The sequence below is a fragment of the Dermabacter hominis NBRC 106157 genome (assembly GCF_001570785.1).
GTDB lineage: Bacteria > Actinomycetota > Actinomycetes > Actinomycetales > Dermabacteraceae > Dermabacter > Dermabacter hominis.
In genome coordinates, this window is the sequence record NZ_BCSI01000014.1 from 1 (window position 1) to 17,091 (window position 17,091).

At 65.7% G+C, this 17,091-nt stretch carries 13 protein-coding genes; 6 read left to right on the top strand and 7 right to left on the bottom strand.

From position 1 onward, the window contains the following. The first annotated feature begins 585 nt into the window (after nucleotides 1-585). The 4 genes from DEHOM01_RS08935 (at nucleotide 586) to DEHOM01_RS08950 (ending at nucleotide 4,037) form a co-directional block, all read left to right on the top strand. Nucleotides 586-870, top strand: a complete 285-nt coding sequence (locus DEHOM01_RS08935) for a GNAT family N-acetyltransferase (RefSeq protein ID WP_061212461.1) — start codon at nucleotides 586-588, stop codon at nucleotides 868-870. Between the two features lie 72 nt (nucleotides 871-942). Next, nucleotides 943-2,298, top strand: a complete 1,356-nt coding sequence (gene dnaB / locus DEHOM01_RS08940; RefSeq protein ID WP_034371573.1) for a replicative DNA helicase — start codon at nucleotides 943-945, stop codon at nucleotides 2,296-2,298. 6 nt (nucleotides 2,299-2,304) lie between these two features. Continuing rightward, nucleotides 2,305-2,898, top strand: a complete 594-nt coding sequence (locus tag DEHOM01_RS08945; RefSeq protein ID WP_156468340.1) for a hypothetical protein — start codon at nucleotides 2,305-2,307, stop codon at nucleotides 2,896-2,898. Then, nucleotides 2,895-4,037, top strand: coding sequence for a protein kinase domain-containing protein (locus DEHOM01_RS08950; protein ID WP_061212463.1), 1,143 nt, complete (start codon nucleotides 2,895-2,897; stop codon nucleotides 4,035-4,037). The genes DEHOM01_RS08945 and DEHOM01_RS08950 overlap by 4 nt, the downstream gene beginning before the upstream one ends. 12 nt (nucleotides 4,038-4,049) lie before the next feature. Here the strand turns inward: DEHOM01_RS08950 and DEHOM01_RS08955 are convergent, their stop codons facing one another. The 7 genes from DEHOM01_RS08955 to upp all read right to left on the bottom strand — a co-directional run bounded on the left by DEHOM01_RS08955 (nucleotide 4,050) and on the right by upp (nucleotide 14,176). Next, complete coding sequence (locus tag DEHOM01_RS08955; protein WP_061212464.1) at nucleotides 4,050-4,877, bottom strand: spermidine synthase; 828 nt, start codon at nucleotides 4,875-4,877, stop codon at nucleotides 4,050-4,052. 5 nt (nucleotides 4,878-4,882) lie between these two features. Beyond that, the gene (locus DEHOM01_RS08960) at nucleotides 4,883-6,514 is read right to left on the bottom strand and encodes a serine hydrolase domain-containing protein (protein WP_061212465.1); all 1,632 of its coding nucleotides are present in this window, start codon (nucleotides 6,512-6,514) and stop codon (nucleotides 4,883-4,885) included. Next, nucleotides 6,483-7,250: an SWIM zinc finger family protein gene (locus tag DEHOM01_RS08965; RefSeq protein ID WP_061212466.1), complete on the bottom strand. Its 768-nt coding sequence runs from the start codon at nucleotides 7,248-7,250 to the stop codon at nucleotides 6,483-6,485. Before DEHOM01_RS08965 ends, DEHOM01_RS08960 begins: the two co-directional genes overlap by 32 nt. Beyond that, complete coding sequence (locus DEHOM01_RS08970; RefSeq protein WP_061212467.1) at nucleotides 7,247-10,450, bottom strand: DEAD/DEAH box helicase; 3,204 nt, start codon at nucleotides 10,448-10,450, stop codon at nucleotides 7,247-7,249. The genes DEHOM01_RS08965 and DEHOM01_RS08970 overlap by 4 nt, the downstream gene beginning before the upstream one ends. Further along, complete coding sequence (locus DEHOM01_RS08975) at nucleotides 10,411-11,919, bottom strand: MinD/ParA family ATP-binding protein (RefSeq protein WP_061212468.1); 1,509 nt, start codon at nucleotides 11,917-11,919, stop codon at nucleotides 10,411-10,413. The genes DEHOM01_RS08970 and DEHOM01_RS08975 overlap by 40 nt, the downstream gene beginning before the upstream one ends. Before the next feature lie 443 nt (nucleotides 11,920-12,362). Next, nucleotides 12,363-13,133, bottom strand: coding sequence for a winged helix-turn-helix domain-containing protein (locus tag DEHOM01_RS08980; RefSeq protein ID WP_061212469.1), 771 nt, complete (start codon nucleotides 13,131-13,133; stop codon nucleotides 12,363-12,365). Nucleotides 13,134-13,537: 404 nt separating this feature from the next. Then, nucleotides 13,538-14,176 carry a uracil phosphoribosyltransferase gene (gene upp, locus DEHOM01_RS08990; protein WP_016663699.1) on the bottom strand — a complete coding sequence of 213 codons (639 nt, stop codon included), beginning with the start codon at nucleotides 14,174-14,176 and terminating at the stop codon, nucleotides 13,538-13,540. A 70-nt stretch (nucleotides 14,177-14,246) separates the two neighbouring features. Between upp and DEHOM01_RS08995 the strand changes: the two genes are divergently transcribed. Together DEHOM01_RS08995 and DEHOM01_RS09000 are read left to right on the top strand one after the other, a co-directional pair. Beyond that, nucleotides 14,247-14,744 carry a nucleoside deaminase gene (locus tag DEHOM01_RS08995; protein ID WP_061212480.1) on the top strand — a complete coding sequence of 166 codons (498 nt, stop codon included), beginning with the start codon at nucleotides 14,247-14,249 and terminating at the stop codon, nucleotides 14,742-14,744. A 73-nt stretch (nucleotides 14,745-14,817) separates the two neighbouring features. Beyond that, complete coding sequence (locus DEHOM01_RS09000; protein ID WP_061212471.1) at nucleotides 14,818-17,037, top strand: hypothetical protein; 2,220 nt, start codon at nucleotides 14,818-14,820, stop codon at nucleotides 17,035-17,037. Nucleotides 17,038-17,091 lie beyond the last annotated feature (54 nt).

The following is a 17,091-nucleotide window of genomic DNA, read 5'->3' on the forward strand; positions in this document are numbered from 1 at the left end:
GACATTTAAACCCGGCTCTTTTCTTTCTCGAGACAACTCGAGCCTAAAGGAGGGGTGAGACATTTAAACGCGCCACCCTCGCCATATGAAGGTCCTGGTGACCGCGGTGTGCGGAAAACGCCCAGTAATCCAGAAAACACTGTGGAAAACCGAAATAATTTGTGGATAAAACAGATTGTGGAGCGCAACCCACCGCATAAAACCCCACCGAGCGACAAATCGCCAACTGAAACGAATTCACGAATGTGGATAGGCCCACCAAGAACAACCGAAGCGCGAGGCGTGTCGCAAAGATGGCGAAGCGTTGTGGGGCCCCGGAGAGAAGTGTGGTGGGGCCCGGGGATACGTGTGGGGGAGCCGGGAAGACGTGTGGTGGGGACTCGGAGAGAAACGTGGTGGACTCAGTGAGAACCGTGGGAGCCATGGAGAGAAGGGGGAAGGAGGCGGCTTGGGCGTGAGCCCACAGGTTGCCGGGCAAGCGTCGGAACCGAATGAGCCACGCGCGTTCCGCCCGTGACCTGGGACCCGCGGCCCAAAATGACCGAAAACCTGTTGAAAACCGCGCGCTCCTGCGACACTTAAGGCATGGCTACCGTGACTCATTTTTCTGACCAGCAGCGCTTCATTGCCACGGAAGGTGGCGTAGAAGCGGGGTACCTCGAATACGACCGCGAGAATGATGGCGCCATTTTCGTCGCCACGCATGTCGTGACGGATCCGGAGTTTCGCGGGCGAGGCATCGCGGGCGAGGTGACCGCCGCGGCGTTCGAACATGCGCGCCGTCACGGCGTGAAGGTTCGTCCCGTGTGCCCCTACGTGCAGGGATGGCTTGAGAAGAACCCGGAAGCGCGCGACCTCGTTGCCGAGTAGCGCTTCGCGGTAGGATTCTGGGGCATTCATGCCCCGCCTCGGGGCAGCCACACCGAGACTTGAGGAGGTCGTATGTCGAGCGCCCTTTTGGAGCCGGGTCCCGATCAGGGGATGGACCGCCTCCCGCCGCAGGATCTAGGTGCTGAGCAGGGCGTTCTTGGCGGCATGATGCTGTCGAAGGATGCGATCGCCGACGTCGTCGAGAAGCTCCGCAGCAACGACTTTTACCGCCCCGCGCACGAACTCATTTACGAGGCGATCATCGACCTTTACGGTCGCGGGGAGCCGGCCGATTTCGTGACGGTCGCCGATGCGCTGCGTGAGAAGGGCAACCTCGAGAAGGTCGGCGGAGCCCCGTACCTCGCCGATTTGATCGATGCGGTTCCGACGGCCGCCAACGCGGGGTTCTATGCCGAGATCGTCGCGGAGCGGGCCACGCTCCGTAGGCTCGTCGAGGCTGGCACGCGCATCGTGCAGCTTGGCTTCGCCGCGGATGGCGGCGAGGTTGATGCCGCCGTCAACGAAGCGCAGGCGCAGGTGTACTCGGTCACGGACCGCACGAAGTCCGAGGACTACGTGAAGCTTTCCGAAGTGATTGAGCCGACGATGGACTTCATCGAGATGCTCCAATCCAGGGGCGGTCAGGTCAACGGCGTGCCCACGGGATTCGCGGAGTTTGATGAGCTGACCCAGGGCCTGCACCCCGGGCAGATGATCATCTTCGCGGGGCGCCCTGCGATGGGTAAGACGACTCTCGGCATGGACGTGATGAGGAGCGCCGCGATCCACAACGGGATGGCGTCGGCCATTTTCTCCCTCGAAATGGACCGCCAAGAGATCATGATGCGCATCATGGCCGCCGAAGCGCAGGTGCCGATGAGCCGCCTTCGCGACGGCACGGTGGACGATCAGGACTGGGAGCGCCTTGCGCGCGCCACGACGCGCTTCATGGATGCGCCGCTGTACATCGACGATTCGGCGAACATGACCCTCATGGAGATTCGCGCGAAGTGCCGTCGCCTCAAGCAGAAGGCGGATCTCAAACTGGTCGTGATCGACTACCTGCAGCTCATGAGCTCCGGTAAGCGCGTCGAGTCGCGCCAGCAGGAGGTTTCGGAATTCTCGCGTGCGCTCAAACTCCTCGCGAAAGAAATCGAGGTTCCCGTGATTGCGATCTCGCAGCTCAACCGCGGAAACGAACAGCGCACCGATAAAAAGCCCATGATGAGTGACCTTCGCGAATCCGGCTCGATTGAGCAGGATGCGGATCTCATCGTTCTCATCCACCGCGAGGATTACTACGAGAAGGAATCGGCCCGCGCGGGCGAGGCGGACCTCATCGTCGCGAAGCACCGCAATGGCGCAACGAAGACCATTCCCGTGGCGTTCGAGGGGCATTACTCGCGTTTCAAGGACATGGCGCAGTAGCGAGCCATGTCGACACTGATGGATGAACTCGGAGGTGAGGACGTGTCGCTGAGCGGGAATGAGCTGGCGGGCGCTGAGCATGCGCCGCTTCGCCGATCTTTGCCTGCGACAATCGCGGAACCGCTCGCCCGATTCGTGTCCCCCCTGACGCCCGCGGATGCACTGCGCAACCTCGTGTACGTGAGCGCGGCCGGGGCCGACGGTGAGCGGCTGTGCCGCGTGGATGCGGTGCTCGACATTCGTGGCGTGTGGGTCGCCCATCGAGGCATACCCGCCCCACTGGCCTCGGTGCAGGGACTTGAGGAACACATCGCACCCGCCTGGGAGTACGCGCTCGAGGCGGCCCGCGAGGCCCAGTACCCGGCGGTCACTGGCGTCGAGTTTCAATGCGATCGCACTGGCGAGGCTCTCGCGCGGATTTTCACCAGCGCCGCGCGCCCACCCGCGGATTCGGGCGCGGACTTTCACGTGTGGCATCTCGTGCCAGAGCTCGATGAACTTCTCGAGCGCGTGAAGCCTGAGTCGTGGTGGGAACGCCGACTCGAGGATCTCCAGACCCTCATTGGACGTGTGCGCACGCGTGGGCAGGGCGGCCTATGAACGCCTACGGCAAGCGTTTCGTGCGGATCGACCTGGTCGAGCGCTCACGCACGGGCGAGGTCTGGCGTGCGTGGGACTGCGAACGCGAGGATCAGTGCGCGCTCAAGATTCTCGATGACGGGCAGTTGGTCTCGGCGAGGCGGATACTCGAAGATTCCGACGGCGCCTTCGCCCACCCGCATCTTCTTTCCCCTTATGCGATGGACGAGTCCGAGGCGCTCGTAGCAATGCCGCTCGTGTCAGGTGGCACCCTCGCCGAAGTTGTGAGCCTCAGGGGGACGCTCGGCGAATCAGCGGCACTCATGATCGCGAGGCAAATCCTCGAGGCGCTCGCAACAATGCATGAGGCGGGGTGGGTGCATCGCCGCGTGAGCGCCACCACGATCATGTGCCGGGAAGATCGCCCACCCGTATTCGCTGTGCTCGCGGGCGTGAGCGCAGCGATGCCGGAGGTCGAAGCGCCAGATTTCCCGGTCGTGGACACCGCGACCGTGGAAGCTTTCTTCGCGCCCGAGGTCGCCGCCGGTGCCGTCGCTACACCCGCGGCCGACGTCTACGCGCTTGGTGCGTCTGTGCTGTTCACGCTCGCCGGCCCCACCGCGCTAAGCGATACGACAATTCCCGAAGGTCTCTCGCCCGAATTCGCCCGGGTCCTCGCCGCCATGCTCGCGAGCGACCCCGCCGAGCGCCCGAGCGCGCGGGAGGCCTTGGCGCAGCTCCCGAGCGTGGAGCCCGGTTCCCCGGCTCTTCTTTCCGACGGTTCCCGGCTTGAAATTGTGGACCTCATGCCGGATATTCCGGAAGATTTCGATCCGTACGAGGGGGAACCGCCCTCCGTTGAGCCCGTGCCGTCGCCCGTGCCGCAGCGTCCCCCAAGCGCCGCGATTATCGAAGAAGTGGACGACGTCGAGGCGCCGTTCGATCCGCCCGAACGACGGATGCCCTCCGCGGTTTCGCTCGTGCCGTCGAGCCCGGATGAGCACGACGTCGATATTCGCACCGGAAAGCGCGGGCTGGGTGAGCGTGCGCGCAGCTATGACCGGATGACTCTCGTGGGGTGGGCCGCGATCATCGCGGGCATGACAATCGCGATCGGCGCGGGTGCCTTCGCATCGCTCACGCTCATTGGCTTCCTATAAAGCGCGGCGGAGCTAAGCGCCGAGGACGTCGCGCCACGGCTCCACGACAGCGGGATGAGGTCCAGAGGCCCGCACGCGCGAGGCAATCTGCATAAAATCCTCGCGAGCCGTAAGGGGGCCTGCCACGAGAATCGAGTTGCCCGTCGCACGGGAGTGCGCGACGTGAGCATCAGTGAGGATCCACGGCTCGGGGTAATCCCGCTCAGCGCACGCTGCGTGAAGCTCTCGCGCCTGCGCGTCGAGGAAGCGTTGGGGCTCGTCGTCGCCGATATTGACGAGGAGCACTCCCGGATCCTCAGCTTCCGCGTCGAGCACGTCGAGCGCGGCGCCATAAAAGGTTGCCGTTGCGAGGTGAGGCGCGGTCTCCTTCCCGCTGAATACATCGAGGACGGCGGCGTGGAACCGTCGGACCTCACCGGAGCCCTGGGCGGGGGATGAGTGGCCCTCCGAGAGCGCACGCACCTCGGCAAGTGCGTCGCCCACGCGGTGCTCGAGGCGCGTGCCCGCTGGAAGAGGCAGGTTCTCGAGCACGAACGTGACGAGGCGGGGTTCGATGTCGACCGCGAGCTGCATGCTTCCCGGGCGCGTGGCCTGCACGTACCGCGCGAGTGTGAGCGCACCCGCGCCGAGGTGGAGAATGCTGATCGGCGCGCCCGTCTCGAATCCTTCGTCGAGAACGTTCGCGATGCGCCTCAAGTACTCGTAGCGGATCTCTCGCGGATCGGCGGGATTGACGTGAGACTGCTCGTGCCCGCCGATCGTGAGGATCGTGCCGCCCCAGTCGAGGTCGTCGACCAGGGCGGCATCGAGGTCGCTCACCTCGAGGTGGATGTGCGGCATTGCGCTCAGATTCCGATGGGTGCGGCGCCCGAGGCCTCGCCCTTGTCCTTCGACTCGCCCTTGATGTTGAGCGCCTGGATCTGGGAGTTCTTGCGCGGATCCATGAGCAGGTCGATGAGGACCTTCCCGCTTTCGCCCTCGAACGTGCACACCGCTTGGAACGGTGAAAGCACCTTCAGACTTGCAGCCTTCTCGAGCGTGAGATCGGCGCGGTCGAGGCCGGCGATCCGCAGGGCCGCGTCACGCAGACGCACGCGTTCGGCGCGCGAGACGTCCTGATCCATGTTGGTCGCAAACAGCGCGAGAAGCGGGTCGCTTTCCTCGCTCACGCCCTGCTTGGCACGGTTTGCGAGAACGGTGCGCGCCGAGCCACTTGGGACGAGGGTCGTCGGCTGGCCTTCGAGCTCGACGTCGCGCAGCCACGCGAGAGCCTTCTCGAGGGCGTCGCGCGTGGTGGGCGCGAGTTCACGCTTGGGAGCGTCGACGAGTTCGGCCTGGTGGGTGCGGATCGCCTCGAGCGCGTCGAGGGAACAGGGGATCGCTGGCGCGTACTTGGAGTTCGCGAGGGCGATCACGGTCAGGCCCGTGCCGCGCAGCCACACCATGTACGAGCCGTAGCCCGGATACCCACCGGAGTGCGAGATGACGTCGCCGAGCTTCGGGAATTTCTCGACGACGAGCCCGTAGCCGTAGCCGCGAACGCGACCGAAACCGTTTCCATCCTCGAGAACCGGCCACTCTTGGATGCGGTGAATCTCCTGCATTTCGCGGCGCGAGGCCGGCGAGAGCATCGCGCGCGAGTCGTCGCTGATGCCGTCGGCGCCATGCACGCCCACCTCGGCGAGGAACGCCGTCCATTTTGCGACGTCGGCGACGGTCGAGAAGAGCCCCGCCATCGCGCCGAAGGCGCCGGGAGTGTCAAAATCGACCTCTTCAAAGCGCTTCGCGCCCTCCCCGTCGCCCACGCGGTGACCCGTGAGCACGCGCGAGCGCTGGTCATCGGTCATTTCCGCGAGCGAGAACACCGTGTCCTTCATCCCGAGCGGATCGATGAAGCGGCGGCGTATCTCGTCGCGGAAGCTCACGCCCGTGACCTCGTCGATCACGCGTCCAAGGAGCACAAAGCCGGTATTCGAGTATTCGAATCCGCAGCCGGGTTCGGCGATGAGCGAGAGACCACCCGCGATGTACTCGTCGAACTCGTCGGTGCTCATCGACTCCTGCCTATCGCCCCACGGGTTATCCGTCACGAAGCCAGCCGACATCGTGAGGGCGTGACGAAGTGTGAGGGCGGGGGAATCCTCGCTAAAGGACCCGATGTGCGCGGCGGCAGGAACGTAAGTCGCGATCGGGTCGTCGAGACGCAGCTTGCCCTCATCACGAAGCGCGAGGATCGTCGCGGCCGTGAACGACTTCGTCATCGACGCAATGCGCGAGATTGAATCGGCGCGAGGCGTGAATGCCCCCTCGGCCCTTTCGCCGCCCACGAGCGCGCTCGAGCCCGCACCACCCGAGGCGAGCACCTCACCGCCCGACGCAATGCCCCACGCGACGCCCGCCATGCGGTGCTCCGCGACAGCCTTGTCAAAAATCGCCGCGACGGCGTCAATCGTCTCCTGTGTCAGCTCGTGAGCCATCGCCCTGGCCCCGTCCTTTCGTCTCGGTGTGCGGCACGTCGCCGCCTCTTTGTGCTTCAGCGTAGAACGCGGCCACGAGAGCCGCTGCCTCTTCGCCCATTGCTCTCACCAGTATCTCGGATTCGAGCCGCGCGGGATCAAAACGGGTGCGAGTCTCCACGTGGGGATGTGGTCCGACGGTTGCCGAGGGAGCGTCGGACGCTGCTTTCGTGAGGTGAAGCTTCTCCACGTCCAACCCCAGAAGGGCAAGGTAGTCCGCTGGCGCCCGGTCGATGTGCTCGGTGAAGGCGACGGCGAGCGCCCACACGTGCTCGCACACGTCGGGCCAGCGCAGGCACGTGCAGCCGAAGGACAGGGGCAACTCCGCGCTCGGGAGGAGGGAGAGGCCTTCGCGATCGAGGGTGCGTTCGTCGGCGTTGTCGTAGGTGCCCGCGAGCACGGCGAGAACCTCGTGCGGGTCGCGCTTGGCGCGCGCGGCGAGGGCCTCGATGTCGTGAGGCAGGCGCGGCCCGAAGTCGAGTTGCGGATGGGTGAGCGTGCCGTCAATCGCGGCGGAGACCTCTGCCTTCACGTGCCCGGGCGTCACGTCGAGCCATTGGACGGCGCCCGCGCGCGCGAGGCGCTTACCGGCCGCGAGCCGCGTGCGGCCGAGCTGCACCTCGGCGCGTGCGAGAAACTCGGTCGCGAGGAAGCTTTCGCCGATCGCGCCGCGTTTCGACGTCATCTCGATGCTCATGGGCGTCTGTCCTTCCGCGCGTCGCCGAGAGCGACGATCTCGGCGAGTTTCTCATTGCTGAGTTCCGTGAGCCAGCCTTCGCCGGAGCGGACGGTGTGCTCTGCGAGCTCGAGCTTGGTGCGCAGCACATCGTCGATCTTCTCCTCGATCGTTCCGATCGAGATGAGCTTGTGGACGGAAACGTCCCGCGTTTGGCCGATGCGGAAGGCGCGGTCGGTGGCCTGGTTTTCAACGGCCGGATTCCACCAACGATCCAGGTGGATCACGTGGTTCGCAGCGGTGAGAGTGATGCCGGTGCCGCCTGCACGGAGCGAAAGGAGCATCGCCCCCGGGGTGCCGGGCGAGTTCTGGAACTCGCGCACCATCTCGTCGCGCTCGGCCTTCGAGATTCCACCGTGGAGGAACGGCACGCGAATCCCGAACGTGTTGTTCCAATGCTCGAGCATCGTGGGGGCAAACGCCGTGAACTGCGTGAAAATGAGGGCCTTCTCGTTGTTCGCGACGACAGATCCGAGGATCGAATCGAGCCGCTCAAGCTTTCCGCTTCTGTGTTCGCCAGCGGCATCCAGCAGGGGCGAGCCGTCGCCGAGAAAGTGCGCGGGATGCCCGAGGACCTGCTTCAATTTCATGATCGTGGTGCTCACGATCGTGCGGCGCCGGCGGTCGCGGGCGAGGGGGTCAGAAACTTTCGCGAGCTGCTCGAGCTCTTTCGTCATGTCCTCGACGAGCGCCTTGTAGAGCCCGGCCTGCTCCTCGGTGATATTGACGAGCTCGCGCTCCTCCCGCTTGTCGGGAAGATCCGAAATGATGCTTCGATCCGTCTTGACGCGCCGCAGGATGAAGGGGCGCGTCACAAGGCTCAAGCGCTCCTGCACGGCCTGGTTGCCCTCGTTGATCGGCTTGACGAACCTCTCCCTAAACGCGGCCTCGCTCGGCAGCAGCCCCGGCGTGGTGATCGAAAGGATCGAGTGGAGATCAGTGAGGTCGTTCTCGACGGGCGTGCCCGTGAGAGCAAGCCGCCGCCCCTCGGGCAGGGCCTTGACGGCCTGCGTGACACCGGTGTCGTGATTCTTGACGTGTTGCGCCTCGTCGAGGATCACACGGTGGAACGTCGCGGAGGCGAGATCATCGAAATCGCGTGCGACGAGCGCATAGGTCGTGAGGGTGAGGTGGGAAGCGCGAGCGCGCTCGCGGAACGCCTCGCCGTGGAGTCGATCGGGGCCGTGGTGAATGTGGACGTCGAGGCTGGGGAGCCAGCGCTCAGCCTCGCGCTGCCAGCTACCGAGGACGGACATGGGGCACACGAGAAGCGTGGGCCCGATCTGGGGGAGCTTCTCGCGTTCGCGCGCGAGGAACGCGAGGACCTGCATCGTTTTGCCGAGGCCCATGTCGTCGGCGAGGATCCCGCCGAGGCCGCGAGAGTCGAGGAACGTGAGCCAATCGAGGCCGCGCTTTTGATAGGGGCGGAGCGTCGCCTTGAGCGTGCGCGGTGCGGGCAGCGCCGGCACGGAGACTTTATCGGCACCGAAAAGGAGTTCGTCGCCATTGGCGCTCGTGGCCTCGACGCGCAGATTCAGATCGCTCAGGTCCTCGTGCGCGAGCAGGCTTCGGAACTGAACGTCGGAGAGTTTCTCGTGCCCGTCATCGCGTGGTTGCACCGCGGCGGCGCGGCGGGCGCCCGCGAGGAAGGCCGTCGCGGCACGAAGCGTCGAGGAATCGAGGCGCACCCACTGCCCGCGGATGTTCACGAGTTCGCGCTGCTCTTCGAGGAGTTCCTCGAGCTCTTCGGGGCTCAGCATCGATTCCCCGACGGCGACCGAGAACTCAAACGACGCCATGGCACCCGAGAGTCCCACCGACTTTGTGGGGCGATCCTCGGGATCCTCCTGCGGCGTTGCTACCTTCGCGACCACGCTCACGGGCTGCTTCGTCCATTCGCGCGGAAGCATGACCGCGATGCCCTCGGTTTCGAGCACGGCCGCATCGTCGGTGAGGAAGCGCGAGAGTTCCTTCGTGGAGAGGTTCCACGTGAGCCCGCCCGGCTCGGCGTGGATCGCCGCAAGCGTCGGAGAAAGACGGCGCACGTGGGAGGCGTGTTCGAGCGCCCCCACACTCGTGAGGTCACCCGCGTTGACGAGCTCCCCGAGCAGGTGCACGCGGCCCGACGTTTCCGCGAGGCACACCTCGACCTGCCAGCGGGCGGCATTGGAGTACACACGCAGTCCGACGGTTGCCGAGCCGGCGTCGTACCCCTTCTTTTGCGCCTCGCGCACGCGCACCGTGAGACGCGGCCGCGCCTCGCTCAAGAGGACGCCGGTGAGCGCCGATTGGGCGAAATCGTCGAGAGCTTTTCGCACGCGGCGATCGTTGATCGTGTCGAGCGTGAGAAGCGCGTCGCTGTCGTCGAGAGCATCGAGGAGCGCCGCGCCCACGGGGTCGAGCCCCGCGAGTTCCTCGGCGCCCGGGAGCTTTCCCGCCCGTTCGTGTTCCGTGCGCAGGCGCGTGAAGGCCACGCGCGCGTGGGCATCGACGAGGTGTTCGAGCGCGGGATGAGCGGGGGAGGTGCCCACCGCGAGACCGGGGGCGAGGCGCCATCGCACGCGGCTCGTGTCGTGCGCGCTTTCAGGACCGGGAACGATGTCGCGCCGCTCGACGATGCGGCGTGCGTGCGAATCGAGGTTGAGAACGGCGAGCGTCTCGGGGGCGAGAAGGATTCCCTCTCCGAGGTCGAGTGGGCGCCCGGCCTCGGCGAGTTCACCGATGAGGCGGTTGATGCCCTCCTTGCTCGTATCTCTCGGCGTTGCCGACGTGCGTGCGAGGTGAGCGATGCGTGTGCGCAGCGCGGTTGTGAGTTCGGCAAGGTGCGCGCTTTCGAGCGCGAGGGTGCGCACGCGGGTGCGGCGGCCAAGGAGCTCGACCTCGATCACGTGACGCATGGGCCGCGTGAGCCACGCCCCGATCGGAGCGAGTGGCGCGGGTCGAGTGCCCTCGGGAGAAAGCGCCGTGAGTGCAGGTTCGAGAGCGTCGAGCGTATGCGCGCGGCGCTCGGAGTCGGTCACGTGGGCCCACAGGCTCACGCCGAGTGCGTCATCAGCGTGAAGGTGGAGCGTGCACGAGTGGAGCGCAGCCTCGCGCGTCGCGTGCGAAGCTGCGGTGGTGCTCAGAGCCCGTCGGCTACTGTCGCGGTTGCGTTCATCCACGCCTCGCGCGTCTCCTTCGAGAGCTTGGCCCATTCGAGGCTTCCGCCATCCACGAAGTGCGGCTCGAACGGAACCTCAAGCACGGCGCGCGTGTGAGCGCCGAAGTGGTGCAGGAGGCGCTTGCGCAGCACGCGGTCAATCTTGCCGCGCGAGGAGTGCGACAGGATCGTGACCGCGTTCTCGACCTGCTTCTTGTGGCCCGTCATGCGGAGTTCATCGATCATCCACGCCGCGGCGTTGAAGGTGTCTTCGCGCACGGTCGAGACGATCACGAGCTGATCGGCGCCCTCGACGGCGGCCAGCCAGTTCGAGGCGCGAACATTGTTGCCCGTGTCCACGACCTTGATGCGGTAGAAGCGCGAGAGCGTGTCGTTGAGGCGATTGAACGCATCGCCATCGATCGACGCCGCCGATCCCGGATCCTCATCAGACGCGAGGATGTCGAAGTTCATGTCGCCTTGCGGGCGCACGTACTTGTCGAGATCAGCAACGCGCGCATCCGTGCCCGCGAAGTGGTCGAGGTTATTGAGAAGGTCGAGCGCCGTGAGGTGGTGGTCGCTCGGGATGCCGCGCCAGCCCAGGGTGCCGCGCGTCTCGTTGTTATCCCATGCGAGCACGCTGCCGCCGCGGAACATGCCGAGAGTCGCGGCGAGCATGAGCACGCTCGTGGTCTTGTGGGCGCCGCCCTTGAGGTTCACGACCGCGATGTTCTTCGGCGCGTCGAGCCGCTTGCGGATCCGCTCGATCTGATCGAGTTCGCGGCGCTCCGCGCGCCCCGGACCGGGCTTAATGAGACCAAAGGTGGCCTGGCGGACGAACTTGTTGAAGCCTCGCGTGGCGACCGGCTTGCGGTGAGCGTCGTTGCCCGCACGCAGGTCATCGAGGGTCGGCAGATCGTCCTTGGGAAGCTCGCGCTTCGGAGCCACAACGGGCTCGTGCGGCTTTGTCGCCGAGGAGGGGGTGAGTTCGTCGCCACCTGCGCGGCGCGTGCCATCGAGGGCCTCGGGAGAGGACATCGAATCGGCAGCCGGACGCTCGTCAGCGGCCGCGAGTCGCTTTTGCAGGTCGGCGAGGGCCGCAGCAGAGGCCGCGCTCGCGGAGCCGGGGGAGGAGGCGCTCGCGGGTCGCGAGGCGTTTCCGGAAGCCGGGCTCGTGGCGCTCAGCGCCGAATGGCGCCCGCGCTTTTGGCCCGAAGCGGCAGGCATTGCTGCGCTTGAGGCGTAAAGCGGCCGAGAATCCGCCTCGCGTGGCTGGATCCGGCCATTGGGCTCGACGCGAAGATTGTGGGTCGCCGGGCCGTCGAAAATGACGACGTCGATCGGCGATTCCTGCTTTCGCGCTTCCGCGACGAAGGCGTGCTTGATCGCAGTGCGCACCTCGTTCCTGCTCTCGCCTTCGATGCGTTCGGCGCGATCGGCGAACTGAATCGTGGCGTCCTTCGCCGAAACGATACGTGCGTGAGCAATCATGAAGGTCCTCGCTGGAAATGGGGGATGCTGACTAGGACGGGTGAGCGCCCTAGCCCCCCATCGTAACGGCCCGACCTTAAACGGTGGATGGCACATGGATGCCGGCACCAATCCGCCCGTGGATAGTACTCGAATGTGGAGGGACAAACGAGGTTCACATTTGCCGCGAAGTGTTTTAGAGTTGGAGTACCGGCGTTGCCCGCTCCGCGGCACTCCGGTGCCGCAGGTGCGGCACAAGCACGGCACATGTGCCGGAATATAGCCGCCGCACAGCGCTCACCCCCTTGCGCGTGCGGCCTGGCGATCGGATGTTCCCCCGAACCCGATCGCCGCTCCGCAGGGACCTCCCCCCTTTGTCCCGCGGAGCCAGCGGACGGACCGTGAGCCCCATTTGTGCGCGCTCCGGTCCGTTCGTGTGTTAATCGATGCGCCCCGCGCTCTCGCTACCTCGCGCCGAGCAGCGCAACGTCGCTACCGAGCTCGAGCCTGTAACCCGAGCCTCTCACCGTCGAAATGAGCTTCCGGTAGCGGCCAAGCTTGTTGCGCACTCGGCGAATGTGCACGTCAACTGTGCGCTCACCCGCATCGCTGCCCGCCGAGCTCCACACCTCGCTCATGAGTTCGTCGCGCGAAACGATGCAGCGAGCATTGCGGGCAAGATGCGCGAGCAGTTCGAACTCGCGATGAGTGAGGTCCACATCCTCACCGTCGATCCTGACGCGCCGGCCATAGAGGTCGATCACAAGAGAGGGCTGAGCGAGGTGAGCACCGGGACCCCCGGGAAGCGAAGGGCTCGCCGGGCTAAGCGCGCTCACGGGCCCGGGCGCGCTCACCGGGCTGACGAGACGCGACTGGATGAGGCGCAGCCGCGCGGCTTCGGCATCGCGGCGGGCGGGAGCGTTCGGCGACACGACCCCGGCTTTGCGCGGGCGGAGAGCCTGAGGTTTGCCGGCGGGGCGCGGCGGGATGGAGGCGCTCGCGCTCTGGCCCGGCACGGCCGTGAAGCGGGTGGGGCGAGGCGAAGATTCCGACGCCACCTGAACGCGCGCGGTTCCACCCTTGGCGGTCGCGAGCGTGAGGGCGTGGGAGCGCAGCGAATCTGCGAGCAGCGTTGCTTCACGAGCGTCGCTCGAGGCGGGCAGGTCAACGGTGAGCGTGATGCTCACCGTGCGGGTCGAGGGGGATGTCAGGGGGCGATCAACAGCAACTGTCATGGCGATTCTCCAGGATGCGGCGCCGCGCGGCGCGAAAAGAATGGGAATCCGGGATCTCGCGGGGGAGTGAGATGAACTCGCGTGCGAGGCGTGCTCCCGGTGGGCACCTGGAGCCCACGCCCAGTGGCCGGCTCCTGTCAGCCGGCTTTCCGCAGTGCGCTTAGAGGCGCGGCTGACCCTGCATCATGGACATCGCCATGTCCATCATCATGCCGCGCATCATGAAACGGGAGACCGAAGCGGTCCCCTCGCTGATGCTCGATGCGGCATGGAAATTCATGCCACCAGTGTGAAACACGAACGGCGCCGGCGCAAGTGGGCGTTCACATACTGAAACACTTCGGTAGAGGAAGCGCGTGTGAACGCGCGCCGCGCCGGCGCCGTGCGGAAGGAAAATGCGAGGCTTAGTCGACGACCCCGAAAAGTCGGTCGCCCGCGTCCCCAAGGCCGGGAACAATGTAGTTCTTCTCGTTGAGCTTTTCGTCGATCGCCGCGGTCACGACCGTGATGTTGGCGCTCTTGTCGAGCTCGCGCTCCATGGTCTCAATGCCCTCGGGCGCCGAGAGGAGAGTGACGCACGTGATGTCGCGCGCGCCCTTTTCGAGAAGGTAGTTCACGGACGCGATCAGGGTGTGGCCCGTCGCGAGCATCGGGTCGACGACGAAGCACTGGCGGCCCGTGAGGTCGTCGGGGAGGCGGTTTGCGTACGTGGTGACTTCGAGAGTTTCATCGTTGCGCACCATGCCGAGGAAGCCCACCTCGGCCGTCGGCAGTAGGCGAGTGATGCCATCGAGCATGCCGAGGCCCGCGCGGAGAATCGGCACGACCATGGGCTTTGGATCCGTGAGCTTACTGCCGATCGTCGTCGCGACCGGCGTCTCGACCTCAGCGGGTGCGACGGCGACATTGCGCGTCGCCTCGTAAGCGAGGAGAGTGACGAGCTCGTCGGCGAGCTGGCGGAAAACGGAACTTGGGGTGTTCTTGTCGCGAAGGACGGTGAGTTTATGGGCAACGAGCGGATGGTCAATGTTCAATACGCGCATGAGGCCAGCCTATTACGATGAGAGCCGATCCGCCGCGGCCCCAGGGCCCGAAACTGAAAGCGAGGCGAGCATGACACACCCGGTTCCTGAATTGGACCAGCTCATGCAGCCTGCGATCGACGAAGCGCGCGCTGCCTCAACGCCGCCGCGCCGGGACATTCCCATCGGCGCAGCCGTGTACGACGAAGAGGGAAGGCTCATTGCGGGCGCCGGCAACCGTCGGGAAGCGGACGAAGACCCAACCGCGCACGCCGAAATCCTCGCTCTGCGGGAAGCGGCCCGTGTTCGAGGCCGCTGGAACCTGAGCGGCTGCACGCTCGCCGTCACCCTCGAACCTTGCACGATGTGCGCGGGAGCGATTGTCCTCGCTCGTATCGAGCACCTCGTCGTCGGCGCAATGGATCCGAAAGCCGGGGCTGCCGGATCGCTCTACGATCTCGTTCGCGAGGAACGGCTCAACCATCGCGTACGGCTCACGACTGGCGTGCGCGAGCACGAATGCGCACAGATGCTGCGCGACTTCTTCCGCGACCTGCGCGAGCGGCGCAAGGGGCTGCGCGCAGGGTAGAAAGTCCCGTACGATGATGCACGTTACAGACGCGCGGTGACCGTGCGTGTGCGCCCACGAGCAAGGACATGACATGACGAACACTCCGCACCAGGGACCATCTCAGGGTTCCGGTCCAAGCGGCAACCCCGATCTTCCGCCTTCGGCATCGTCGGCCCCGCCGGCGCCGAACACCCACCAGGTCTCTGGCCAAGCGCCCCAGTATCAGGCGCCCCAATTCCAGCAAGGCGGGCAGGGCCAGCAGCCTCAGTACACCCCGCAGGGTGCCCCGCAAGGCTTCCCGCAGAGCCAGGCGAGCGCTCCCCAAGCCCCGCAGGGTCAGCAGGCTTCGCAGAGTTTCCCGCCCAACGGGCAGTTCCAGCAGCCCCCGCAGAACCAGCAAGGTCAGCCCGGCCAGCAGGCTCCGCATCCCGGCAAACAGTTTGGCCAGGTCGCATCGTTCATCGGCAACCCGTTGCCGACGCTCGGCGCAGCTTTCGCCTCATACGCGGCGGGGCTTATCGTTGCCGCGATCGTCGTGGGGCTTCCTCTCCTCGGCTCGATGGTGCTGGACACGCCGAGCATTGTTCCTAACCCGAAGGGCGGCCTCGCGGGAATGGCCGGCGGCGAGGTAAAGCCGGACACCCCAGAGTTCCTCTATATCCTCGGCGCGCCCTTCCAGGCAGTGTCGATGGCGTTCCTCGGCTCGTACACGAGCCACGCCACCGTGAAGGGAAACCTGGGAGGCGGGGAAGACACGTCCTTCTCCCTGTATTCGAGTCAGGGGCTCGTGCCGTTCCTTGTTCTTGCGGCTGTGCTCGGTGGTGCCTTCTTCGCGGGTCGATTCATCGCGAAGCGCAAGCCGAACGAAGGCGCAGTGGCCATCTGGGTGCAGGCGGCGGTGGCGAGCTTCCTCGTGGCCACCATCTCCACCCTCCTCACATGGGCGCTTGCCGTGCGTGCGAGCGACAAGGCCGACAGCTACGGCATGAAGTACGAGATGAACATGAGCGTGCACGCCGCGGGCATCCTTCCGTTCCTCGCCATTTGCGTGCTTCTCACACTTGCGCTCGTCGCGGGTCGCTATAGCGTTCGCGCCCTCCCGAAGAAGTGGCCGCTCGTGAGCGAATACTTCGATGCGGCAAAGCTCGCACTCCTCTACGCCGCGACAGCAGCCATCGTTGGGCTCGTGTGCGCCGTGGCCGTTGTGCTCATTGCCGCGATCAATGAGGGGCACTTTGGTGACAGCCTCAAGATGCTCGTGATGCTCGTCCTCGCCCTCCCGGCAACGCTCTTGACGGTGCTCTTCACCTACTTCGGCCTCGCGACCTTCTCGCCAGTGAACTACAGCTTCGGTTTGGGTCCCTACGCTGGACTCCTGATCAGCCAGGAGGGCGACATGGTTTCGGTGTTCACCCTCCCGCACTGGTGGATGATCGTCCCCGCGATCCCGTTCGTTTTCCTCCTGATGTTCGTGTTCGCGGGCGTGTGGGCGAAGTCCCGTCACCGCGTGCAGGGCAACACACTCGCGACCGTGACCTCGTGGGCCGCACTTCCCGCGATGTTCTTCGTGCTGAGCGTCATCGGCATCATTTTCGCGACCCTCAACTCGAGCTACGACGCGAGCGGCGCACGCGACGTGCTTGAATCCGCAGGCCTCGCGAACTTCGAGGGCGAAGCGCACGCGGGCGTGAGCCTCGCGACGCCGTTCATCGCCGCAATCGTGGGCATCCTGATCGAGGTCATTTCCCGCTTTATCGCCCCGTTCTACTCAGCGTTTGTGCCCGCCGTCGTGGGCGGTTTTGTGCACAAGCAGCACGGTGCGAACGAGGAGTATCCCGCAACCGAGGTGCAGCAGAAAAAGGTTGACTTCGCTGCCCTCGCGACGAACGTGCAGAACCAGGCGCAGAACTTCGGGCAACAGGCCCAGCAGGGCCAGACCAGCGCCCCGCAGCAGGGTTACCCGCAGGGTCAGGCGAGTGCTCCGCAGCAGAACCCGGCACCGCAGTATGGCCAGCAGCTGAGTGGGCAGGGCTACCCGCAGGGTCAGGCGAGTGCTCCGCAGCAGAACCCCGCTCCGCAGTACGGTCAACAGCCGAGCGGGCAGGGCTATCCGCAGGGTCAGGCGAGTGCTCCGCAGCAGGACTATTCGCAGCAGAACCAGGCTCCGCAGTATGGCCAGCAGCCGAGTGGGCAGGGCTATCCGCAGGGCCAGCCGAGTGCTCCTCAGGCGCCCGGATTCACACCCGAACAGGCCTACGGCTACGGGCAGCACGACCCGCAGGGTCAGCAGCAACCGCCCCAGGATCAGTAGGCGTCTGCGCGCCCCGGCCAAGGCCGGCACGTGTGAACTGTGTGTCCTTTCATG

What these genes read in the sequence shown, in the direction of transcription:
- dnaB (WP_034371573.1), top strand. Translation starts at nt 943, where the DNA reads ATGTCGAGCGCCCTTTTGGAGCCGGGTCCCGATCAGGGGATGGACCGC.
- DEHOM01_RS08980 (WP_061212469.1), bottom strand. Translation starts at nt 13,133, where the DNA reads ATGACAGTTGCTGTTGATCGCCCCCTGACATCCCCCTCGACCCGCACG.
- DEHOM01_RS08945 (WP_156468340.1), top strand. Translation starts at nt 2,305, where the DNA reads ATGTCGACACTGATGGATGAACTCGGAGGTGAGGACGTGTCGCTGAGC.
- DEHOM01_RS08955 (WP_061212464.1), bottom strand. Translation starts at nt 4,877, where the DNA reads ATGCCGCACATCCACCTCGAGGTGAGCGACCTCGATGCCGCCCTGGTC.
- DEHOM01_RS08950 (WP_061212463.1), top strand. Translation starts at nt 2,895, where the DNA reads ATGAACGCCTACGGCAAGCGTTTCGTGCGGATCGACCTGGTCGAGCGC.
- upp (WP_016663699.1), bottom strand. Translation starts at nt 14,176, where the DNA reads ATGCGCGTATTGAACATTGACCATCCGCTCGTTGCCCATAAACTCACC.
- DEHOM01_RS08975 (WP_061212468.1), bottom strand. Translation starts at nt 11,919, where the DNA reads ATGATTGCTCACGCACGTATCGTTTCGGCGAAGGACGCCACGATTCAG.
- DEHOM01_RS08995 (WP_061212480.1), top strand. Translation starts at nt 14,247, where the DNA reads ATGACACACCCGGTTCCTGAATTGGACCAGCTCATGCAGCCTGCGATC.
- DEHOM01_RS08965 (WP_061212466.1), bottom strand. Translation starts at nt 7,250, where the DNA reads ATGAGCATCGAGATGACGTCGAAACGCGGCGCGATCGGCGAAAGCTTC.
- DEHOM01_RS09000 (WP_061212471.1), top strand. Translation starts at nt 14,818, where the DNA reads ATGACGAACACTCCGCACCAGGGACCATCTCAGGGTTCCGGTCCAAGC.
- DEHOM01_RS08960 (WP_061212465.1), bottom strand. Translation starts at nt 6,514, where the DNA reads ATGGCTCACGAGCTGACACAGGAGACGATTGACGCCGTCGCGGCGATT.
- DEHOM01_RS08935 (WP_061212461.1), top strand. Translation starts at nt 586, where the DNA reads ATGGCTACCGTGACTCATTTTTCTGACCAGCAGCGCTTCATTGCCACG.